Source organism: Pseudomonas sp. Irchel 3E13, assembly GCF_900187455.1.
GTDB lineage: Bacteria > Pseudomonadota > Gammaproteobacteria > Pseudomonadales > Pseudomonadaceae > Aquipseudomonas.
In genome coordinates, this window is record NZ_FYDX01000012.1 from 32,402 (window position 1) to 54,455 (window position 22,054).

A 22,054-nucleotide genomic window follows, 5' to 3' on the forward strand; every position below is an offset into this window, starting at 1 on the left:
CTGGGGGCCGTCCATCTCAGCAAGAGGGTATCGACGGGGTCGGCGGGGAGGGCACGTGCAGCTCCCATTCCCATCGTGGGAATACCCTGGCAGCGCCAGGTCAATAATGCTGGATGGTGGGCCGGGCCGGCTGCTCGATGAGGCCATCGATACCGGAACAGGCCGCGGCCATCGCCGGCAGCCCTGGGGGCCGTCCATCTCAGCAAGAGGGTATCGACGGGGTCGGCGGGGAGGGCACGTGCAGCTCCCATTCCCATCGTGGGAATACCCTGGCAGCGCCAGGTCAATAATGCTGGATGGTGGGCCGGGCAGGCTGCTCGATGAGGCCATCGATACCGGAACAGGCCGCGGCCATCGCCGGCAGCCCTGGAGGCCGTTCATCTCAGCAAGAGGGCATCGACGGGGTCGGCGGGGAGGGCACGTGCAGCTCCCATTCCCATCGTGGGAATACCCTGGCAGCGCCAGGTCAATAATGCTGGATGGTGGGCCGGGCAGGCTGCTCGATGAGGCCATCGATACCGGAACAGGCCGCGGCCATCGCCGGCAGCCCTGGAGGCCGTTCATCTCAGCAAGAGGGCATCGACGGGGTCGACGGGGAGGGCACGTGCAGCTCCCATTCCCATCGTGGGAATGCCCTGGTAACAGCGCGTCACCGATGATAAATGGCCCGTAACGATCATCTCCGGGGCAAAACCACACGTGACAAGAGAATTTCGCGGCTACACTCCAAGAATTTACGGATCAGTCTAAAAACGAAACACCCAAAAAAAGACAAAATTTCAAGGTAGGCGCCTCTTGAATATTGCATAATAGAAAAATGATGTATGACAGGTGTGAACCTGGACCTCTTAAGGAGCAAGCAATGGCACAACGTGTCGTTAAAACGAAGATTATCGCCATCGCCAACCACAAGGGCGGCGTAACGAAGACAACCACCTCGATCAACCTCTGTGACAACCTGGCTCAACTTAATGAGCGCAACACAGTCGTTCTGATCGATATGGACCCCCAGGCAAATGCCTCAAAGCATATCGGCCTAGACCACCCGGCGAAAATCACGTTTAACCTTGCAGAACTTCTGGTGAATCCTACCGCCGATCTCAAAGCATTTCTGTACGAAGATACCCAAATTGAAGGAGTGACCTTGATCTATGGCTCACTCAGCCTTGAGACCGTTCCAGATATTATTAAGCAAGAAGACCCTCGCCCTAACGAGGTCCTCAAAGCACGAATTGCTCCGCTAGTTGGTGTAGTTGACTACATTATTTTGGACTGCCCACCAAATCTTGGCTTGCTGACAATGAACGCTCTAGCCGCAGCGACTCATTACATCATCCCAGTGGAGTCAGGGGCTGCTTATGGTTTGTATGGGCTCGCTGATCTTCAAGAAAGGATCAATCGAATCAAGAAAATCAATCCAGAGTTAAGTTTTCTGGGAGCCCTATTAGTCAAACATGATTCGCGTCTCACACTTTGCCAGGACAATGAGCGCGACGCGATCAGCATGTTTGGAACTGTGGTCCCGGTGAGGATTTCCCAGACAAGCAAAGTCAATCAATCGATTGCAATCAGCAGAAGCTTGCGCATGCTAGATCGAAACAACAAAGTGACGAAACAGTATGTAGAACTTGCAGCTTACGTGGCCGAAGCGACAGGAGGGTCTAAATAATGACGGGAGCAATTGCGCCTTCAAAGCCGACGCGAAAAACTAGCACCAAAAACCCTGAGGCTAGAGTGAAGCGCCCATCGTTAACAGATCAGCTTACGGGATCACTTAGTGCCAACCTGACGCTCCACCGACAAAACATCGAAGAGGCCTCAGTAGTTGAAGCAGAAAGCTGGATAGCACGACCAATCGACGTATCCCTTATCGACCCAAATCCATACCAACCACGCAAAGTCTTTGATGGTATCGATGAGCTGGCACAGCTCATCGATGAGCAAGGGTTGATTAACCCTATCGAAGTACGACCAGCTGCTGATAATCGCTATCAGCTCGTTTCAGGCGAGTGCCGACTAAGAGCTCATAAAAAGCTTGGCAAAACTCGCATCATGGCTCACGTGGTCAACATTACCGATCGCGAAAGCTCACAAAGAGCAATCGGTGAGAATAAGGGCCGCACAGACTTAACTGACTACGAAAACGCTTGGGGAATGATTCGACATCGGAGACTTTTCGGCAGCACAAGCACCACCCATGAAGAATTCTCGATGACCTCGTCAACATACTACCGGTTCATGGCGTTTGAGAACTTGCCAGAAGCGGTAAATACCCTGCTGGATAAAAAACCTGCTTTAATCACAGCAGCAACTGCAGAGCGAACTGTAAGAATCATCAACGAAAAGGTAAATGCAGGGCATCCTAAGGAATCACTTGAGAAAGCACTAATTACGATTCTTCAAGCTGGTATGTCGAAGGGTGCTCCGATTAGAAATCTTGCGAAATTACTTGAAAAAAAATTCGCAACTGCAAAGTCCTCCTCAGAAAGTAAACAGATTAAATACGGAGAGACAACTCTGGGGCAGTCGAAGCTAACCAAAAAATTCTATGAGGTGAAGCTGGTTCGAGCTGAACTATCAGATGAGCAAATTCGAAAAATTGAAGAATTCCTAGTTAGCCTCAAATCGGCATAGGAGACCCAGGTGTGAAAGACACGAAACCGGATGAGCCAACCAATGGGGATCTCTTCGCCAACCAGATTGGCGAAGTGGAGGGGAGCAGTCCCCCCAAACCAGGCCACGGCCTTAAGGCGGCTCGCCGCCGAGCTGAAGCTGCCAACAAAGCAGCTGAGCTCACGGAAGATTCTTCCATGCCCTTCGGAGCTGACCAAGATGAAAGAAACCGCAGTACTGGTGCACATTCGGCAGGTTCGGCGCCCGACGTGAAAAAAGCGGCCGAACCGACACCAAGGCGTCAGGGTGATGGATTAAAAGCTGCCCAGAAAAGAGCACAAGAAGCACAGGAGAATGCTGAGAAACGGTTGAGCAAATGGGCGGAAGAGCTCAGGGAAGCACCAAACGAAGCGTTACGCTGTGCTCTATTCACAGCAAGAAACCGCAACGTCAAAAGAGAACAGTTGAAAGCGTACGAGGTCTCAAGCTACGGAAACTCGAAGGTATTTTATACCGGTGAAGAGTTGAGGCAGGACGACCTGGATGTGTGGTTGCAGGTGCTTCATCTCGCCCGTCTCCAGGAGCTTGGAACGCCAATTCGTTTCAGTCCAGCTCAGATGAAGAAAGACCTGAAATGGCCATACGGCGTGAAACACACTGCACGGCTTATGACCATTCTCACAAGATTGAAAGCAACAGCAGTTCAGTTTCACTCCGAGCGACTGGCCAAGGGCGTCTTCCTTTCGCTAGTACGGAAATTTGAATACACCGAAGGCTTCGATACGCCTGGTAAGCGGGGTGATGACGAGTGGACGGTTGAACTTGAGCCTGAAATCGCAACGCTGTTCGGTAGTGGGTTCTATAGCACTCGCTTAGAGTGGCAACAGCGCATGGCTTTACCCGGAAACCTTGCCAAGTGGCTGCATGGGTTCTACGCATCTCACAGCGAACCATACGCCCTTCACGCAGAGACCCTTCTAAAGCATGCTGGATCAAAGGTATCCACGCCAGGAAAGGCAAGGCAGATGGTCAAGGAGGCGCTAAACGAACTCGTTACGGTGGGCTTTTTAAAAGAAGCGCATTGCGACCGATCAGGCAAGGTGACGGTCGAAAGAAACAAAGGACTATCCAAAAAAACCGCCACCTAGTTGGCGGTTTTTCACCACAAAAAATGCATCAAGAAAACCATCAATACCGCGATTCGACTGCAGAAGATTGCTTTCAGATCCGCCGCCGGCGGACTTCAGTGACCCAACAATATTTCCAATTTGCCGTTGTATCGACTGCCATTCCCGCCTTTAGATCTTCCTCAATCTAGTACAACAGGTTCCGCGAGCGCTACTGTCTCTGGAGCGCCATGGTGGACGTGGTCATGCCCAGAAGCACAGCGCCGGCAGATCACTGATCGCACCCGTTTTGACTGGCGAACCGGGGAGATCCCTCAGAACCAGATTTTCGTAGCCGTCCTCGGCGAGTCCAGCTACGCATTCGCCGGATCAGTTGGTCGCAAAGATCGCCTGACGGACTGCGCTTGCACGTTAGCTGTATCGCTTTTCTGGGCGCCACATTGCAGATCCTGGTACCGAACTATCGACGCAGTGGCGTGAGTAAGGCTCATCGCTACGAACCCTGTTGTCGCAACTTGCCCGGGCATACGGCGTCGAGATATTGCCTGATGACTCACGAAGAACCAGAGACAAAGCCAAGGTCGAAGACTGCGTCCAGGTCGTTGAACGCTGGATCCTGGCAGTGCGGGCTCGATGGCGAGTACTTCAAAGGCTGCCCAGCTTAGGAGGCTGAGCCCTTGAGGACCTAGACCAGCCGGCGCTGCCAAAGCACACCCTACGTCTACACGAATGGGAAAAGGTACGCGTCCAAGTCGACTACAACGTCGCGGTCGATGGCCACTTCTACTCGGCGCCCGACCATTTGTGAAGCAACTACTCGAGGTGCGGCTCAGGGCCAGCCCCGTCAAGTGCTTACACCCCGAGAATCTGCGCTTACTACAGAGAGGTGGCCACCGCACAAACAGAGCACATGGCCAGGAGTTATCAAGAACAAGCCGGATGGACAACACAGCGCCTAATCACCCTGGCCAGGACAAACCAGGTGCAGTACCGCAGGTGTCATTTACCAACATCCTCGAATACCGCGGCCAGGCATGCAAGCTGACAGATCGCAGAGACGAACGCGAAACGATTCACTTGAGAGCCGCTCGGCTGCGCCACAACGTTTTGCACGGAATTCGTCGACAACCGCAGGCCTCAATGCCAGACAAGGCATTCATATGCCGAACAAAACTCGCCTGCTCGCTACTGCCCCACAAGGCCAGCAGCTTCGGCTACTGCAAGATACCTGCACCTGTCCGCCTGTAGGAGAAACTGGCTTTACCCACTTTAACGATCGCATCGCCAAATCGATGGCCTGTTATGCCAAACCAAATTTATTGATCGTGGACGATCGGAGGCCTGGTGCGCCTTGCCGTGGACCAACGCCTGGCCAACCCAAACTGTTGGATGACAGCTCAACGCTGGTGACCTGCGGAATTTCGGTGGAGGAGGGGGGCGTCCCGCCGGCGAGAAATGGCCTGCACTGGCTGACGTGGGCCTGCCTACTACAGCCAGTGCGGGGGGCCTGGTCGTACTACAGCTCAAGTCGACGCCCAATGTATCAACCAACGATGCAAGATCAAAATCGACACATGATGCCACGCAATGGGAACAAGCTTTGAGGGTCAGTGGTGTCTTCTGAGCATCAAACTGCTACCTGACTTAGGGGTAAATCGGCATGTGCCATGAACTGACTAAGGGGTACGAACAGGTCGAGTGCAAAAACCGTGGAGCTAACCAAGGGGTAAAAAAACAGAAAACCGCAGTAAAAACGCGCTCATAAGGCGCGAAAAAAAACAGCAAAAATTCGTTAAAAAGCGCTACAACGCCTGCTGTAGCACCGTTCAGAACCCTGGAATCAGGGCGAATACACCACTCATAGCTAGCCCAGCACCTTAATATGTCGAACTTTTTTACCCCAAAATCAGTTACGGGGCCTGCCGAGACGCCACAGGAATAGCAACGAGCCTAGAAAGGTATTTTTACCTTGTAAATCAAAGACTTATGGTAGGTTGAGAAAGCTGCCTCAGAGAATACCCCATAGTCAGATAGTTTTACCCCAAAATCAGATAACAGGAAAAAATAGAGAAATCCTTATTAATCAATGACTTATTGGTATTTCATAAGGTTGTTTCGATGGAATAATGAGCGCTTACCTCATGATCAGGTACAGTTACCTCATAGTGAGGTACAGTTACCTCATAATCAGGTAAAAAAACCTCATAGTGAGGTAACAGTCATTAGGCTGAAAGCCTTGTAAAACAAGGCCTTGAGCGATATTGCTAAGCCCCTTAACCGCTTCTAACAGTTGTTTAACCGCTCTTAACCGGCACTGCCCACCTGGGCTTTGTGATGATAGAAGCGGGCTGCAGTAGCACGCAGCATCGTCAGGCACGTGGCAGGGTCGAGACTAACCTGGGCTGACAGAACACGCATTGTCAGGCACCCAAGCTCGAACACTTTGTCCGGTGTGATCGGCACGAGAACCGATCGCTTAGGCGCCTGCATCTTTAGGAACAGCACACCCTTGTCGAGCTGATTCTTCAACGTAAGCGACTTCGACCGCTTTGAGCCGTGGTTTGCCGCTTCGAAGGAGGGCACCAGGCCCATCACCGCACATAGGAATAAGGTTGTCTCCCTTGGAGTCACCTGGAAGATCAGCTTGTCCGCCCAATCGAAGGACTCACCTCCTTTGTTAGCACCGTCAATGCACAGGACCGTTTCACCGGCTGCATTCTTGCCGAGCTCAAATTTCAAAGCACAAGACCCGCCGTAAACATGAAAACCGTCATAGGATGAGTCAGTCATCGTCACCTCCTGAATTGTTCAATGGGACGATCAAACCTAACCGCTCATTGAGTGCCGCAAGTTGGGCTCTATAAACCTCAGCTTCTGCTTGGCCCTGGATGGCCTTTGCTTCGGAAGCACTCAGGTCAACACGCAGCCTGGTTATGTGGAGAAGATCATCATCACGATCACGCTGCAGCTGGAGCAGTTGACCATTCACAATGGCCTCTCGCTCTCGTGAGCCCTGAGCATCACGGCGAGCATCCAGCAACTGACTCTCCTTCTGCACACCGGCTTGCAAAAGCCCTTCAACCCTCTCCCGCAGTGCAATGTTCTCAGCCTCAGCCTTCCCCAGCGCAACCTGGCCATCCTCAAACTTCGCAGATATTGCAGCCGTTGCATCAGCGGCTTTATCAAATTTTTGAGTCAGCTCAAGCAGTGCAGAAGAATCTTTTTCGACGGTCGCCTTCAACCCGTCAACACAAGCCCGCAGCTCAGTTCGGTCTTGCTCCGATTGTTCCAGCAGCTCCTCCAGTTCCTCATTACGTTGCTCGAGACGGCTCACCAAAATTTGTGCGTCCGCCAATGCAACCTGTTGCTGATCAACAGTTCCGCGGAGGGATTCAAGCTCAGCAAGCACAACTGAACGGCTGTCGTGCTCCAGAACGCTACAGAGTTCAAGCAACACCGAGCTCAAGGCAGCTTGAGTCTTCTTCAGGTGCGTGGCGATCAAGTCGTTCGCTCGTGCGGGCAAAATGGATCCACCAGCCTCACCATTCTGAGCAAGCCCATGCTCAGTCCAGAGGCGAAAGAGCCGATCAGAACGACCACTCCCAATCTGCATTCTCAAGGAATAGGCCGTGACAGCCCGACCAGCGGCCTGGATAGCACGACCCGCGGTGAGGACGTCTTCGATCGTGATCGAGGATTCGCGCATGAGCGAACTCCATGAAAAAGGGTGGGGACATTATAGAAACAAACATACAAACATACAAACATACAAACATACATTGAAATGGAGCGAAAGCATGCGAGCCATCCGGTACCGCTCGGCCAGAGAAATAGCGGTAGCCCAATACATGGTCGATCGAGCCACCGGTGGCGCCAGGGCCGCCATAGGGATACCCGACCACAGAAGGTCCGCAGAAATGAAAGCGGGAATACGCGGCACTCGACCTTAGATATGAGGAGACAGGTGATGAACTTTTGATGCGCAGTGAGGTGAGGCCCAGGAGCCAGGGCAACCAACATGACAACGCCACCTGGGCCACCAATGGACGCAGGAAAATGCAATCGACAAAGGGACGACAATCGGGCGAGGAACGCACAGAGAAAGAACACTTTTATACCACCCCTGTGCACAAGGAACTGCATCACGTGCCCATCCTGCGCCATCCCATAACGGCAACCCCCGCTGTGACCGCCTCAGGAGCCCCGCCAGGCATTAAACCCTCAAAAGCAAGGGATGAGTTCACCCCCCACCCTGGTCGACCCGCGCGCAGCGCGATGTAAGGGAAGAGGGAGGTAAAAGGAAGGTAGGTGTATGTGAGGGAGAAGCGGCCAATGGGAAGGTGCGGTTGTATGAGGTAGATCGGTTGGGTACAAATGGCAAAGCCATGCAGGGGTGGTATAATGCGTGCGCAATCAAAGGAGGCCCCATGTACGAACGTATCCAGTATGCATACCAAGCCCTAGCATCTGCCGTAAGGGTGTTCAACGAAGCATGGCCCCCGCTGGTGGTCGATGGTGCTGTCTATCTTGTGCCGCTACTCAACGAGCAGAAGACCCCCGACATACTGCAGGTCGAGGAAGTGACGGGAGCCCGGGCTATCAGCTTGGCCACTGATGCATTTGGCGCCTTTGAACGCGACTTGGGTCAGGCTCCAGGAACCGTGATGCGCTTGCCTGGCTATTTCATCGTGGCCAACTCGGTTCTCGAGCACGTGCTCGCGATCAATACATGCAAGCAGATGCTGGTCGACGCTATAGAGGCGGAGCGCCTCGAGCAGAACCTCACGCCAGAAATGCGGCCGCGGATCATGCGGCGCGCACTCGGTGCCGGGTTCAATACGAACCAGTTGAAGCGCTCCATTCATGCCTTCGACGGAACGACCCGCAAACTTACCTTCACCTGGGCCGGGCATTCACCAGGTAACGAAAGGGTGACCGTCGCGAAAATTCGGGCCCAGCTCCAAGCCAAAGCAGAAATCCGCGCCGGCGCCGAAGACATTCCCCTTGAAAAAACCCCAGAGTATTTCGACCTCAGCTCGATCGTTCACCTGGCGGAGGACCAGGTCCTGATCAAGCACAAAGTAGTAGCCCCCCATCCAAGGTGCATGGTGTGGCTTTCGGGGAGTGCTCGATGGGACGCAATGATCAAGGCCAACCTTCCGGTGTTCGTGTTAGCCGGAGAAACGCCCCCTAAGGTCAGCGGACTCAAATGCTTCGATCGTCAGAAGCGGCGGGCGAAGCGAGTGGATGAGAAATCACGGCAGGAAGTTCTGACAGGGCGGGACATATACCTCCCCACTGAAAAGGTCAGTCCCAACCAGGTTGAGCGTGATGGGGCACAAAATCGGCAAGAAGTCGCGTCGACGTATCGCTTGGCCGGCCAGACCTACACGAACCAGTGAGGGGGTTGCACATTCTGCAGGTGCGGTAGGATGTATTCATCAAAAGGGAGAACACGGGATGAAGATAATCATTCAGGCAGAGGTGAAACGTGCTGAGGCGCTGGTCGAAGGCTACATGGGACTGCCGCCTGAGACGATCACCCTGGACAGCTTTAATACGGATGCCTTGCGGAATGCACCTGACGACTTAGCCAAGGCCCTCAAAGCGCTTAATCGGGTGGCCCGGGCTCAGAACCCTACACAAGAGCATGCTGCCTATGCCGTGAACGTGGTCGACCTCATCGCTGAACTGGCGCAGCGCCCAAAGTTGCCGGCACCGATCCAAAAAATGTGGGAGATAGAGGAGGGCATTCGTGACGCCGGCGCTGCGTGGACGTTCAAGCACCTGGTAACTGTCTCGCTTGCCTTTGCTGGCGTCCTGGTCGGCACGAGTAAGACGCTTCCTCTAGGGTGGGAGCTGTTTGCCTATTTCGCGTTGGTGGTAGTGGTGGCGTCCGGGGCGTTGCACCTTACCCACGGCAAAAATGCAGGCACGCGCGTTCCAATCTACACCGTTGGAGGTTTGAGCATGTTCTGTGTGCTCAACACGGTGTATGGACCAGCGATCGGCTTTCTGGTGCTGTTTGTCGGTGCGACCATCTTCATGGCCGGGTCGGCACTGAGCTTGCTGGGCGCAAACGACAGGGCAGTAAGAAACAATGCACTGCAAGACGACTTTGAAGTTATGCCGATGGAGACTGAGGATTACAATCTGTACAAAGTAACAGTTGGCAATGACATTACCCAGACGATAAAAAATCTGCTGTAAACAAAAACCGGCCTCGAGGCCGGTTTTTTGGTTGGTCGTCAGAAATTGGACAAAAGGTAAAGCCAGAAGGGTCTGAAGGCCTGAGCGCCCCAGGCTAAGCCAGGGGCAGCCTGTTACACAGAAACCTTAATGCCCGATATTGTCGCGTTTACTCGCTTTCAGGATGTCCGAGAGGTGATCGCCAGAACCATTGTCATGTAGACCAGCATCAACAAGCTGTTTATACATGCCATCACTCTGAGCCCTATCCATGTTCGCCGAATCGGCATAATGGTCCCAGCGCTCTTTAGAATTGCCATTAAGAGATCCAGATCTAGCAGCAGCAAACACATCGGATTGAGCTTCATTCAAGCCAAACCGCTGCCCCTCGTGCATAAAGTCATCTCGTGTAGAATGCGCTCCGACCATTTGGTCTACACCGGTGGAGACCGGTCCAAGATTTCCCTGGTGATTCTCTGCAAAGGTTTCCGGTTGATCAAACCGCTCAATTGAGTTGTCGGCCAGGGCCCCTTGGGGTTGATTCAACGCTAGATGTTGCACTTCGGGAATGAAATCTTCTCGTGAAATACGCGGTTCACCCGTTTGGCCTATACCGTTTGAGAAGGAGCTCGATCCCAACTGTTGCCCTTCACCCTTGTTATCTTCTCGTGAGGCACGCGCTCCGACCATTTGGTCCATACCGTTAGAGGGCGACGTTGATGCAAAGTGTTTACCTTCGCGCATGTGGTCTTGCCGTGGAGCACCGGCGCCAACGTCCTGGCCTACACCGTTTGAGACCGATGAAATATTGTCACGCTGATTAACTGTAAGGATGTCCGAGAGGTGGCCGCCAGAGCCATTATCATGCAAACCAGCTTCAACAAGCTGTTTATACATGCCCTCACTCAAATGCTTGTCCATGTTCACCGAGTCGGCATATTGATCCCAGCGGTCTTTTGAATTGTCAGTAAGAGCCCCAGATCTTGCAGCAGCGAACACGTCTGCTTGAGCCTCATTCAACCCCAACTGTTGCCCCTCGTGCATGTAATCATCACGTGAAGCACGCGTGCCAACCATTTGGCCTATGCCATTAGAGGCCGCTGAAAGGATGCCGTAAGATGACTCGCCCTTGTCATTGACTTCTTTACTGCTGTTTCGGATGCGATCGGCGGCCCTGTCGGCTATTGGATCGAGTGCCTGCTTGGCGTATACCTCACCATCGTTTTTAACGATGCCATGATTACGCTCATGCTTCTGGCCGATGTTGGCATTGGTCAAAGCGTCAGCCTTTGCATCCTGGTACTGGGAGTCAAACGCTTCAGCGTTAACTCTGTGACCTGCATTGCCGGTTATCCCCTCGAGATTTCCAACAGATGGCGCTTGGAGGTTTGCGTTTTTATTGTAGTCAACCGTTGTACCAGCTAAGGCGTCGAAGTCATGGTTCTTGGCCAAGGTATACAACGCGGCCGCGGTACTCGCTCGATTAGGGTCAAGCATGGTTGAAGCAAACATTTTCTGGTTTTCTTGATACTCTGGTCCGTACTTATTCATCGCATCGTTTACGACAGCACTCTCGCGGCCTTCATTGATGAGCTTGCCTGCGAGCGAGTCAAGCTTCATGTCCTCCGAATAGCCATAGGAATTGGCCAAGCCGCTGACCTTCTGGTAGGCAGCCTGATCACTAATGGTCTGCTGGGCTGATCGCGAAAGGCTTTCTTGATCAGCGCTCGAAAGTTTTGATTGATCCGAACTTTGGAAGTTCTTGGCGAGAGTAGTGCCATCGGTGCGTTGAAGTGCACTTTTCACAGTCTCTCCAATACCTGAAGACTTCACAGCCGAGAGGGTATCGTTATAAGAGGAGCCATCAGAGCGGGTAGACTGATCAGCTTTGCTTACAGATGCCCCCCCAGTAAGTGCTGCCCCTGCCGAAACTGATCCGTTGGCACCGGAAGGAATGCCGTCAACACCAGCTCCAGCTTTCGCTCCAACATTACCGTTCACACCGCCATTGAGCGAAACCGCAGCAATGGCCGAATCAATGTTACTGGTGCTGTAACCCTGTGCCTGGAGTGCGCTGTACTGCTGCTGGAATGCGGCGTTGTTCTCCAGGCCAAGCGACGATTGAAGCGAATGACCGACATTGGCAGCCTCACCAATGGATTTTGAGTTCTCAAGTGACCGCCCAAGGGTGCTTGTGAGTTGTTGAGAGAAGCTCTGTGAAGATCCTTCTGCCGTCATTCGAGAGCTCTGCACCGTATCACTCAGCATAGAGCCGATGTTGATGTTCCCCCTCTGATTCTCAGATCCGTTGATTCGAACACCTTTGTCGAAGTCACTGGAAGCGTACGGGGTAGTCTGCAGAGCTGCAGAGGGTGTAATGACATCAGGGGCGGCAATCTTCTCGTTGATCGTATCAGAGCCATTCATCCGACTTGCAATGCCCGAAGCTGCAACTGTCGCTCCGGTTACCAGGAACAAGCAGATAGCTGGGATCGAGGAGGCCATCAACCCCGCAACGCCAATAGCCTGCTCCAAGGCTGGCGTCATTTGCTTGAGCATCTCAAACGATACCCCAGTACCACCGGCATCGAACGAGGACGTCTGCAGGATGGCTTCCATCGCACTTGCGGTCGAGGAGATAGAGTAGAGGTTCACAATCGCCAACGCCGGCATCCATAACATCATCCAGACCAGCATCATTAGGTATTTGCCGATCAAGTTGATGCCGAAGCCACCCATGGCGATCAGGAACGCCATCAACGGTGTAATGGCGTAAATGAGACCTTCGAAGAAGGTCATGAAAGGCCGGACGTACTTGGTGAATTGAGTCCCTTCAGCGGCCCATTGCGTGTTCTGTTGGGCCATAGCCTGGCCCATCATCACGCCATATGACCCTTGCAGATCCTCCACTGCCTTCTGGCCTGGTGCCTGCAAGAAGATCGGATAGAGGATGGACGCCATGGTGTAGGCGCGAGCATCGGTCGCAGACATGTTTAGCGCATAGAGCGAGTCACCAATGCGAGAGGTAACTGCATCGGCGTCGACATTCTTTCCTGGGCGTTTAAAACCAGCCGTCGCGATTTCTGCCATTACGCCGTCGGTCGCGGAATCCGTCAGGTTGACCAGAGCTGTATGCGCGTCAGAGCAATTGAGCGTCCGGCCACCAGGTGTTCCATCGAAAATCTGCGTGTAATAAACGCCACTGCTAAAGCGTGATGCCCCGATAGGGTCGTTGGATCGGAACAGATCGGCATATCCGCTCAGGTCAGTCCCGAGGCTCGGCAAGGTGCATTCCCGATAATAATTTGACCAGGAGTTGACAAGATTTTTGTTAGTGCCAAGTCCATTCGTAAACGACGGAATAGACATGAGATTGCCGGTCACAGACCTTACTTTCATCAAGGTCTCAATCGGATCAGCAAACCCATATTTGGTCATTGCCGGAGTCGAAAACGCCTGCTCAAAAATATTTGTGATGTTGTATCCGATATTTGAAACTATAGAGCCAACTACCAGTGGACCAAAAGGCACATTATCGACAACTGCGACCTCACCACTATAGACATCTTCAATTACTGCGCGACCAGATGGGCCGTACAAGGCCAAATAAAGAATGAGACAAACAAGAACCTTCTGGAAGGAGATTGCGGTGTTGTTGAAAACCGCTTGAAAGCCCAACAGCAAGGCTCCAATCAGGAATCCGATTTTAGCAAGGGACTCAACATCACCAGTGCCACAGATCATGGCAACAGAGTTCAAAATCTCTTCTAGGTAAATAGCAGAGCCAGTTGAGTAGATCGTGAATTCCATCAGTTTGGCCTCACCGGGTTCGAACCCATAGTAGAGATGAAGTTAGGTGGCGGCATTATCTGCATCCTGACCTGATAGTCTTTCGCCATGTCGTTTTCGTTGCCATACTTTGAAAGTAAGGCCTGATGCTCAGCCGTTAGGCGTACACGGGCGTCGGAAATAAAGTCTCTGCTGGTTTCACCAAGCTGATCAACCATTTTGCCACTCTGCAGTACATCAGCAGCGGCTGTGATATACGAGTCCGCAAGAGAGTGAGCACCTTCAAGCGCCAACATTCTGGAGTGGGCGCTGACAAATCCTTTCGCCATGTATTCGCTATGCTGTGCAATCCGCTGAATCATTCCTGAGAATCCAGTCTTCTGGAGAGCTGCAATAATCGATACTTCTTCAGCGTTAAAGGTGCCGGCGTTATTTGCCCATTTGTATACAATCCCCGGAGAGTTGGCACTTCCGTTGAATGCCAAAAGTATTTTTTGGGCTAACCCGTCGAAAGCGATTTCCTGGGTTTTCATGGTCATGCAGGTATCTTCATCACCAGAGCAGTCGTAGATAGTGACGGTATCCTGCTTGCGACCTTCAACTACATCTTGAAGGGTGAGAGAGGTTGGCCCAAACCTCTTAGTTACCGGTACCTTGCCTTTACCATCATCGGCGTCTTCAAGGGCAGTGATCAGAACTGTGCCGGTTAAGGACATGATCATTTCATCGGTTTGACGTGAGCCATAGGTGAAGAAGCTTCTCGCGCCGTTTTGTGCCATTGCGCACCACAGGACGTTACCCACATCTTCACATGACTTCGAAAGACCAGCATCACTTTGCTGTTCCTTAGGTGACTTCGAGGTCAGGCTCCCTGGCATAATAGAAGAGAATGCATCGCCTATGCCGCCGGTGACGTTGATATTAGCGGCGCGCATAGTTTCTTTGGAGGTGAACGAGCTGAAGGCGTCGGTCACTAGACCCTGAGCCAATTGGCACGAGTTCGACATCAAGCTGTTGATGTCCTGCATCACCTCTTGAAGGTTCTGAATCACGTTGTGCACTGTTGGCCCCATTGCATTCAACGCAAGTTTGAACGCATAGCCAGAGGCGACACCAACAGCGTTTGAAGCAACAGACCGCAAAGCCTGCACAAATTGCTGCGCATTAATAAACGAAAACGAACCAGCAAACATGTCAATGCCGCCGCATCCAGCTTGGAATGAAGGCGGGCGGAAGTTGACAATCGGGGTATTTGAAATTTTATTACGCACACGCAGTGAGCCGCCCGTAATCACTCCACGAGTTGCAGTTTCATAAGCGCCTGGCTCAGTGGTATTCGACATGGATGTGAACATGGAGTCGAGTTGTGACTGGATGTCGGCGTGCACTCCAAGCGGCGCCATGGCAATGGCAAATGTCAACACCATCGATTTACTGTTCAGTCGCATCATTCACCTCCACGTCAATTGCCTTCCTAGCCAGTTTTGCTTTCATAGTCTCTACAAATTTTTTCGGATCGTTGAGAAGGTCTTCATCAACGCCGTCAGAGTCGTCGATCGAGAGAAGCCCGTTGTCAAAGAACGGTTGAGTACTTGCAAAGGTTTTGTGATCGATAATCTCCGCGTCTCTTGACGCGATTAAAATCCGGTTGAACAACACATCCAGTGTGATTGCACCGTAGCCAACAATGGCGGTTTCCTTTGGAGGCATTGCCAGGGCCAAAGCAGGTGTTTGAAAAACATCTAGCTTTTTTGCTTGGCCATCATCAATGCGATACTCCGGAAACGCATCGTTATCGAGCGGCCCACCATCAATAGAGATTGGGATAATGTTTATCCCTGTTGAGGTGGTCAGAGACTGAAGAACATTCGCCTGCTCGGCACAGAGCATGCAGTTGGACTTGAAGAAGAAGAAGAGACCTACCTTGTCGGCAAGGCCTCGAAGCACCTTGTCCTTATTTGCTGTTACTTCGCGATTCATAGCATTCGCGGCATAGGTAGCTACTGGACGACGGCTATCTTCATCCAGGAAGGGGTCCTTCATGATGGCGCGAGACGAAGCCTCAGAAAACTTCGACGCCTTGTCCATCATCACCCGCTGCAGGTAGTAATAGGCCTGGACGTTTTCATCTGTAGGGTTATCGATCGCCCGATCACGGTACTTAGGTAGGTTCTTCTTGATCCAGGCCACACTGAACACTGCCGGCCCTTTAGGGGCTGTAGGCTCAGCTTTCTCTGGTGGCGCCGGGGGAGGGGGAGGAGGAGGAGGGGGGGGAGGCGGCGGTAGTTCTTTCTTCGGCTCCTCTTCTTCTTTAGGTGGGTCCTTGTACCAGAACCACCCCTCGGCCTTACCCTTGTAGTAGTTGCTGCCGCCAGCAGCGGGCAAAGAAGAGTCTTCTGGTCTGTCGTTAGCACTGGCAATCTGAGCCATGGCCACGAGCGCAATAGTGATGAGGAGAATCGGAGGTCGCATGTCAGTTCCCCTTATCCAGGAAGCTTGCGACGGCATCAGTACGGTATACCCAAAAGCGCCCACACTTTTTTCGCGCAGGGTTGATTGCCTTCACCCACTCGAGGTGCTGGTAGTCGGCAGCTCCGATCTTCTTCCGAAAGTAAATCACTGAATAGTTCAGCTCTTTGGCCACCTCGGTGACGGACATATGGGCGCCATACAGCCGGCTTAACCGCTGATGGGTGGTCTCGTTTTTTTTCTTGGCGCCGCTTCCGGCTTGTGACCGCCGGCCATGGCCCTGCGAGATCTGAAGCATCTCAACTCCACTCATTGAAATCTGATGTTCCAATGCTAGGGCTGAAGCCATTTAAAAGGCGGCCAATCCGGCCCGATCTGGGGGGCAGTAATTGTTACCGCCCGTCGCGATTCGAAAACTGCTTGGACGTGAGCGCTAAAATGTAGGAACGATGAAATCGCGGGTGAGCCTGGAGACTCCACGACTATTCTGTCCGCGAGCCACCGCGATTTGGGCGCCTTGTTATCTGAGGCGGGGGAACTGCTATGTGTAATTTCCGATAATAGGTAGACCCGGATCTTGCACATAGCTTCTTCGTGCGAGAGGATATGGGTCACTTTAATTGGAATTTGGACTGTCTCTATGTCGGCAGGAATCGTAAAGCCATTCCCACTCTTCGACTCCTATCCTGAGTTCCGACAGTTGAACTTCAATGACCTGTCCAAAGAACGTCCGGTTATCCTGGATTTGCTGCGCCAGGCTGACCAGTCCACTGACCCGACTGGCAGCTATCTCGCAGTAAGAGATTTCCTTCATTCGTATGACGGCAACGAGGGGACCTTCAACTCGTACCGTACGCACGTTGAGCGATTACTCCTGTGGTGCATTCTCGTGGCCAAGCAGCCGATTTTGTCCATGCGCAGGACCGATGCTGAGGCTTTCATGGAGTTCTGTTTGAAGCCGCCGGCGCACTGGATTGGCCCAGTCGTGAAATCCCGCTTCGTTCGCGTTGGCGCCCGGAAAAAAGCCCCCACCGATGTCTATGTGATCAACGACGCCTGGCGCCCGTTCAACCTGACCCAGCCAAAGGTCGTTCGCAAATTGGCTGACGAAGCGAACGTGGAAGCTCCCGCACCCACTGCCTATAGGATGTCGAGTGGCTCGGTCGCGCAAGTCTTCGCCGCCTGCCAGAGCTTCTTTCAGTTTTGTACCGACGAGGATCTGGCGGACGCCAACCCCTTCAGGGCAGTCAAACAAAAATCTCGGTTCACACAGCGCAACACGCGAGAAGTGCGTGGGCGATCCTTAACAACGCTGCAATGGGATTTCGTGATTGAGACCGCGGAGCTGATGGCTGACGAAGACCCAGAGCATGAGCGCACCCTATTCATCTTGGTGACCCTGTTCTCGCTGTATCTCCGGATCTCCGACTTGGTGGGCCGTGAAGGCTGGGAGCCGACGATGGGATCCTTTCAAAAGCAAGGTGACGATTGGTGGTTCCATGCCATAAGGAAGGGCAACAAAAAGGACAAAGTCAGTGTACGACACGACTACCTGGCGTACCTGAAGCGCTACAGGGCTACGCTCTCCCTTTCCCCGCTTCCATACCCGGGTGAACAGGCCCCTCTCTTGAGAACTCTTAACGGACGAGCGGGACTGTCTGATCGACATGTACGAGCATTGATCCAAGGCGTGTTCGATCGGGCCGTCGACAGGATGAAGGCCGATGGTCAGCCTGAGGACGAAATCACTAACCTCCGGGCTGCGTCACTACACTGGCTCCGGCATACAAGCGCGACGTTTGATGCAGAGTTTCGAGATATGAAAGACCTGCAGGCGGACCTTGGTCACGAAAGCCTGTCCACAACCCAGGACAACTACTACGACTCCCTGGATGGGAAGCGGGCCTCATCGGTGCGGAATCTCCGCGTCAAAGGGCACTAGCTGCTGCCGGCCGGTGGTGGCGACACTGGTGCCGAGCAGCGCTCACCTGGATCTTGGCCAACGATCGGCGTTACACCCCATGCTCAGCCAATGCCCGCATGCATCGGTAAAAATGCCACACTCTAGGCCTCGAGGGCTTCGACTGTCGCAGGACTGAGGCGACTGCCGGCCGTTCTGGGGCCCAGTGTAGGCTCTGGCAGGATGCTAGGAAACCGAGAGAGGGATGTAGCTGAAAGCCGAGGCGGCTGGGACCTGGCGGCTCAGTCCAAGAGTTCAAGCAATTCTGAACCTAGAAGTTGAAGCCCAGTTTCCATGCTTGTGAACTCTTCAATTCTTCCAATATGACCAGCCTTTTTTTCGTCCAGGCCATCCTGGACACCGATTAACCCAACAGTCAGCGGCAAGCCTCTCTCATCGAACGTGACCTGGCATCTGATCAGGCGGAAGATCAAGCCGTCACGCGACCTCTGCAGGTAGTGGCCTTCACCGAACCCGGCCTCAGTCAGGATACGAAATGAAATCGCCTGCATGACCTTTGGTCGAGCCAAGAGAAAGGGCACCAGCTCGGCTCGGGAAAGATTCTTCGCGTGTTCCAAGCTCACTGGGTCGTCATCTAACAGCGCAAGAAGCTCTGTTTTCATCCGCTTCACAAGCGCCATACCCTGCTCCACAGATTTTTCTATTCGGTTCGCTGGTATACCGTAAGGGCCACTAGGCCCATCCCATCTGATGTTGGTCGGGTAACGATTTGCCAGCCGGATGCGGTACCCAAATACCTCACGCCGACTTGCGACTCACCATACCGCCGGGTCTTGTGGGCCTGCTGCTTGGTTGGAATCACAGGCTCTCTGTCCGCTTCACGAACAATCCGCACAATCCGCGAGAAAACATTGTCGAGCTTGCACCCACCTTTCGTTTCGTCCAGGTATTCCATGACGCTATGGTAGGTCAGAAAGATGCGGCCGAAGGTCGGGTTTTCGACTGAAGGTTGCGGTGGAGGTTTACCATCCCATTTGACGCAGATACCTGGATGCTCCTCTGCAGTCCAACCCTTCCCTTTCTCCACCGAGATGTTATCCAGGCCCAGCAGCTGGGTCCGAAGGGCATAGGCATACTGGTAAAGCTCTTCCTTGGAGCTGGCCACGAGCAAGAGTCGCTTAACAGCGCCGCGGGACACTATGAGCTTCAAGTTGCGGGAGGTACGATTCGATCCAGCGAGCTCCAACCAGATCAGGCAGCACCAGGCCCCATAGAGCTCAACGAAGTCGAGGACATTGGGGCCAAGGTCCTTTGACACGTGGATGTCGATGGTTCGGAAGAACCGATCATCTCCATTGAACTTTACCTGGTAGATCCCAGGCGTGTCGGTGGCGGTTGTGCTGAGCTTGACGACTTTGTATGTCATGTTTCGAATCTCAATAGCGATGCTTGCAGAGTCGCACGTGTTGCTGAACTGCAAGCGTGCGATTCTACCCCACTCCAGACCTTTTCCGTGGCGATAAAAAAAGGGCCGGCAATTAGCCGGCCCTTCTCACTCCTTGTTTGTGGTTGCTTGCGACAATCCTTTCAAGAATGTCGGCGGCCTCCGCCATATAGGGGCCCTCGAAGAGGACGTTGTGTCCATCCTCAAGGGCCCTCGCTTGCGCCAGAATGTAGAGGCGCGATGCCGGTACACGGTACCGACTTACCACCATAAGCCGGTACTCGCCCCTGGACCCATTGAATCCGCCTGGCGGAGAAAATGGGTCCAAGTCACTGGCACCAGGTGTAGTGACAACCTTCACTGGGTCGGCAACAAATGGTGAAGTGCACATCAAGCCGCCCTCCTCGCTTGTGGGAACCCCATTCGACCCAGCTTGAGCAGCACATCGTTCCAGTCGACCGATTTTTCACCCTCTAGCAGCGGAAGAGATGGGGTCAGCAACTGAGCCTGAATCCCCATTTCCCACAGCCGCTTTTTCAGGTTCAAACCTGCTTCCTCACCGCGGCCCGAACGGTCTTTGTCGATCCAGATCCGAACGAGCTTGGTGCTTGGCCCTGGCTCGAAACCTTCCAGCAGCGTCGCGTTAACCAGAGGGTGCACGCGCACGGCAAAGTTGGTTCCAGTCTCGATAGCCCAAGCTGTTTCCAGGCCTTCACAAACGTCGACCACCACTTCATCCCAGCTCCCTATGAAAATGCCACCACCTGTTACAAGCCGGTCGGTAGGGTACATGCACATTTTCTTTGGACTCTGAACCGGTGCCTTCTCACCCTTGGGGGTAAGAAAGTAGCGGTGAAGAGTGATCGGTTTACCCGCTTTAGTCACTTTCGCGACCATGCCCGGGAAGTCACCCTCGAACTCACCATCCTCGTTGTAACTTGCGAGACTTGGATGGTACCGAACCACTTTGTCGACCCCCACACGATCCCAACAGAGGATTTTGCGGCTGGCCAGATACAGTCGGGCCGGTTCAGCATCTGGGTGTGTCAGAGGAAGGCTTGCCTTCCAGAGCTCGTTGAGTCGCTTGCTGTGGTAGAGGTTTGACGCAGCCTCCTTATCAGCGATTTCTTTGCGCCGAGCTTCCAGCGCTTTCTCGTTGGCCCGGTTTACCTTCGCCTGCTGATTTTCATCTGCAGTCGAGTGGATCCCCAAGAAAGCGCCTACTTCAGCAACAGCATCAGCAAAGCCATAACCCTTCAGCCACATGAGCATCTTGAACCCATCGGGAAACGTCCCGCAGGTGTTGCACATGCCGCCGCCAGAATCCTGGAAGTCTTTGCGGAAGAACTTAAAACCATCTCCGCCACGCCCAGCTACCCCATGAACAGGGCACTTGGTGTGTCGGCCAGGCTTCTGAAATGCTCTGTCATCGATCTCAGGGCACAGTTCCTTCAGTATTACATCCCAGCCTCTTAGTTTTGCAGCATTGCGAACCACTTCGGCCTTCAAATTTCTCATGGTGCACCTCCAGGTAAAGCCCGAATCGGGACTTCCCCAAGCCGCCGAAACGGAAGCTTGGGGAAGCCCCGAGCCGGGGGATAGGGTCGCCTAGAGGTACTCCGACCCTGAGGGGTAGAAGCCCCCCAGGGGATGATTAAGCTGCTTGCCGCAACCGCGGCTTCAAAAGTTTCAGGTAGGATTCGCGCGCTTCAGCGATTGCTTCGCGCACCATCTCTCGCGTATCACTGCAGAGCCCGTTGATAGCGGGATCACGGGTTAGCCCGCCAACATTACGCTCAGCCAGAACAGCAATAACATCTCCGTTCTCGCCGAGCATGGCGACCTTCACTTTGACGCAGAAACACTCGATCTCCTCACTCAAGACTTGCTGAATGGTATGGTCGAGATATTCGAGATCAGTATCCGATTCAAAGATGTCGTAATCCTCCTCAGGACATTTAGACACCTCTACACGGAAGTTTTGAGTTTCAAATCTTCGCAGAGAAGATTCTTCTGATACATACGCATCGAGAAGTTTGTAGCCCTGCCTCGCAAGTTCGGCGCCGGTACTGACAACATCGTCGACCAGAGCGGTTACCAAGCGGTGCAAAGCTACTTTCTGAGCTGGCCCACCGAGCTCTTCGGCAGGAGTTAGCTCTACCTGCACTGGATCGATACTCACAGAGGTCGAGCGCTCATGAACGTAGCGACATCCACTGTCTCGGGTGATTTCCAGCGCGTCAGAAAGCGTCAACCCATCCCAAACTGCAGGATGAATCTCAGGGGCCAGCCGCGCCGCAAGTCTCTTAACATCCAGTCTTCCGATGAAGCTTGCACCATCCCCTTGGCAGTAGCCAAGATCGAAACGCACCTCATCGGCGGGGTAGCCTTGCAACACCAGATGGCGTTTCATCAAGGCACCGATTGCATTGTTAATAGACATTATTAGAACTCCATTAGGTTTTGGAGCTCAATACCCCCATGGGGCATGTAAGCCCCGAG

17 protein-coding genes are annotated in these 22,054 nt (G+C 53.3%); 7 read left to right on the forward strand and 10 right to left on the reverse strand.

The features are described from left to right. Positions 1-862 precede the first annotated feature (862 nt). The 4 genes from CKW37_RS21140 to CKW37_RS33740 all read left to right on the forward strand — a co-directional run bounded on the left by CKW37_RS21140 (position 863) and on the right by CKW37_RS33740 (position 4,548). Entirely contained in the window at positions 863-1,669 is an 807-nt protein-coding gene (locus CKW37_RS21140; RefSeq protein ID WP_095158107.1) for a ParA family protein, read from the forward strand. Then, a complete protein-coding gene (locus CKW37_RS21145) occupies positions 1,669-2,634 on the forward strand; it encodes a ParB/RepB/Spo0J family partition protein (RefSeq protein WP_095158109.1) in 966 nt (321 codons plus the stop codon). Before CKW37_RS21140 ends, CKW37_RS21145 begins: the two co-directional genes overlap by 1 nt. Before the next feature lie 11 nt (positions 2,635-2,645). Next, entirely contained in the window at positions 2,646-3,761 is a 1,116-nt protein-coding gene (trfA, locus tag CKW37_RS21150) for a plasmid replication initiator TrfA (RefSeq protein ID WP_095158111.1), read from the forward strand. A 679-nt stretch (positions 3,762-4,440) separates the two neighbouring features. Further along, complete coding sequence (locus tag CKW37_RS33740) at positions 4,441-4,548, forward strand: hypothetical protein (protein WP_371864321.1); 108 nt, start codon at positions 4,441-4,443, stop codon at positions 4,546-4,548. Positions 4,549-6,044: 1,496 nt separating this feature from the next. Here the strand turns inward: CKW37_RS33740 and CKW37_RS21155 are convergent. Both CKW37_RS21155 and CKW37_RS21160 read right to left on the reverse strand, forming a co-directional pair. Next, on the reverse strand, positions 6,045-6,530 hold the full coding sequence (locus CKW37_RS21155) for a hypothetical protein (RefSeq protein ID WP_095158113.1): 486 nt from the start codon (positions 6,528-6,530) through the stop codon (positions 6,045-6,047). Beyond that, positions 6,523-7,446 carry a hypothetical protein gene (locus CKW37_RS21160; RefSeq protein ID WP_095158115.1) on the reverse strand — a complete coding sequence of 308 codons (924 nt, stop codon included), beginning with the start codon at positions 7,444-7,446 and terminating at the stop codon, positions 6,523-6,525. Before CKW37_RS21160 ends, CKW37_RS21155 begins: the two co-directional genes overlap by 8 nt. Before the next feature lie 721 nt (positions 7,447-8,167). On the opposite strand from CKW37_RS21160, the gene CKW37_RS21165 reads away from it, so the two are divergent. Further along, entirely contained in the window at positions 8,168-9,142 is a 975-nt protein-coding gene (locus CKW37_RS21165) for a DNA replication terminus site-binding protein (protein ID WP_177454458.1), read from the forward strand. 58 nt (positions 9,143-9,200) lie between these two features. Further along, the gene (locus CKW37_RS21170; protein WP_095158117.1) at positions 9,201-9,950 is read left to right on the forward strand and encodes a hypothetical protein; all 750 of its coding nucleotides are present in this window, start codon (positions 9,201-9,203) and stop codon (positions 9,948-9,950) included. 126 nt (positions 9,951-10,076) lie between these two features. Here CKW37_RS21170 and CKW37_RS21175 read toward each other — a convergent pair whose 3' ends face one another. Genes CKW37_RS21175 through CKW37_RS21190 form a run of 4 tightly spaced genes read right to left on the reverse strand, consistent with a single transcriptional unit; the run spans position 10,077 to position 16,485 of the window. After that, positions 10,077-13,739: a conjugal transfer protein TraG N-terminal domain-containing protein gene (locus tag CKW37_RS21175; protein WP_095158119.1), complete on the reverse strand. Its 3,663-nt coding sequence runs from the start codon at positions 13,737-13,739 to the stop codon at positions 10,077-10,079. Next, on the reverse strand, positions 13,739-15,169 hold the full coding sequence (locus CKW37_RS21180; RefSeq protein WP_256587819.1) for a conjugal transfer protein TraH: 1,431 nt from the start codon (positions 15,167-15,169) through the stop codon (positions 13,739-13,741). Before CKW37_RS21180 ends, CKW37_RS21175 begins: the two co-directional genes overlap by 1 nt. Continuing rightward, positions 15,150-16,190: a conjugal transfer protein TraF gene (traF, locus tag CKW37_RS21185; RefSeq protein WP_095158123.1), complete on the reverse strand. Its 1,041-nt coding sequence runs from the start codon at positions 16,188-16,190 to the stop codon at positions 15,150-15,152. The genes CKW37_RS21180 and traF overlap by 20 nt, the downstream gene beginning before the upstream one ends. 1 nt (position 16,191) lies before the next feature. Continuing rightward, positions 16,192-16,485, reverse strand: coding sequence for a hypothetical protein (locus tag CKW37_RS21190; RefSeq protein WP_095158125.1), 294 nt, complete (start codon positions 16,483-16,485; stop codon positions 16,192-16,194). 342 nt (positions 16,486-16,827) lie between these two features. On the opposite strand from CKW37_RS21190, the gene CKW37_RS21195 reads away from it, so the two are divergent. Then, positions 16,828-18,129: a tyrosine-type recombinase/integrase gene (locus CKW37_RS21195; RefSeq protein WP_095158127.1), complete on the forward strand. Its 1,302-nt coding sequence runs from the start codon at positions 16,828-16,830 to the stop codon at positions 18,127-18,129. A 260-nt stretch (positions 18,130-18,389) separates the two neighbouring features. On the opposite strand, the gene CKW37_RS21200 is transcribed toward CKW37_RS21195, so the two are convergent. The 4 genes from CKW37_RS21200 to CKW37_RS21220 form a co-directional block, all read right to left on the reverse strand. Beyond that, positions 18,390-18,788, reverse strand: a complete 399-nt coding sequence (locus CKW37_RS21200) for a hypothetical protein (protein WP_095158129.1) — start codon at positions 18,786-18,788, stop codon at positions 18,390-18,392. A 20-nt stretch (positions 18,789-18,808) separates the two neighbouring features. Next, positions 18,809-19,534 carry a hypothetical protein gene (locus CKW37_RS21205; RefSeq protein ID WP_095158131.1) on the reverse strand — a complete coding sequence of 242 codons (726 nt, stop codon included), beginning with the start codon at positions 19,532-19,534 and terminating at the stop codon, positions 18,809-18,811. A gap of 408 nt (positions 19,535-19,942) precedes the next feature. After that, positions 19,943-21,070 (reverse strand): toprim domain-containing protein, encoded by a 1,128-nt coding sequence (locus CKW37_RS21215; RefSeq protein WP_095158135.1) that lies wholly within the window; start codon positions 21,068-21,070, stop codon positions 19,943-19,945. A 136-nt stretch (positions 21,071-21,206) separates the two neighbouring features. After that, on the reverse strand, positions 21,207-21,995 hold the full coding sequence (locus CKW37_RS21220) for a hypothetical protein (RefSeq protein ID WP_095158137.1): 789 nt from the start codon (positions 21,993-21,995) through the stop codon (positions 21,207-21,209). Positions 21,996-22,054 lie beyond the last annotated feature (59 nt).

Bases quoted from the DNA above. Each gene is read 5' to 3' on its own strand.
- CKW37_RS21145 (WP_095158109.1), top strand. From the start codon at position 1,669: ATGACGGGAGCAATTGCGCCTTCAAAGCCGACGCGAAAAACTAGCACC.
- traF (WP_095158123.1), bottom strand. From the start codon at position 16,190: ATGCGACCTCCGATTCTCCTCATCACTATTGCGCTCGTGGCCATGGCT.
- CKW37_RS21195 (WP_095158127.1), top strand. From the start codon at position 16,828: ATGTCGGCAGGAATCGTAAAGCCATTCCCACTCTTCGACTCCTATCCT.
- CKW37_RS21175 (WP_095158119.1), bottom strand. From the start codon at position 13,739: ATGGAATTCACGATCTACTCAACTGGCTCTGCTATTTACCTAGAAGAG.
- CKW37_RS21140 (WP_095158107.1), top strand. From the start codon at position 863: ATGGCACAACGTGTCGTTAAAACGAAGATTATCGCCATCGCCAACCAC.
- CKW37_RS21220 (WP_095158137.1), bottom strand. From the start codon at position 21,995: ATGTCTATTAACAATGCAATCGGTGCCTTGATGAAACGCCATCTGGTG.
- CKW37_RS21165 (WP_177454458.1), top strand. From the start codon at position 8,168: ATGTACGAACGTATCCAGTATGCATACCAAGCCCTAGCATCTGCCGTA.
- CKW37_RS21180 (WP_256587819.1), bottom strand. From the start codon at position 15,169: ATGATGCGACTGAACAGTAAATCGATGGTGTTGACATTTGCCATTGCC.
- CKW37_RS21155 (WP_095158113.1), bottom strand. From the start codon at position 6,530: ATGACTGACTCATCCTATGACGGTTTTCATGTTTACGGCGGGTCTTGT.
- CKW37_RS21160 (WP_095158115.1), bottom strand. From the start codon at position 7,446: ATGCGCGAATCCTCGATCACGATCGAAGACGTCCTCACCGCGGGTCGT.
- CKW37_RS21170 (WP_095158117.1), top strand. From the start codon at position 9,201: ATGAAGATAATCATTCAGGCAGAGGTGAAACGTGCTGAGGCGCTGGTC.
- CKW37_RS21190 (WP_095158125.1), bottom strand. From the start codon at position 16,485: ATGCTTCAGATCTCGCAGGGCCATGGCCGGCGGTCACAAGCCGGAAGC.
- CKW37_RS21205 (WP_095158131.1), bottom strand. From the start codon at position 19,534: ATGACATACAAAGTCGTCAAGCTCAGCACAACCGCCACCGACACGCCT.
- CKW37_RS21200 (WP_095158129.1), bottom strand. From the start codon at position 18,788: ATGGCGCTTGTGAAGCGGATGAAAACAGAGCTTCTTGCGCTGTTAGAT.
- CKW37_RS21215 (WP_095158135.1), bottom strand. From the start codon at position 21,070: ATGAGAAATTTGAAGGCCGAAGTGGTTCGCAATGCTGCAAAACTAAGA.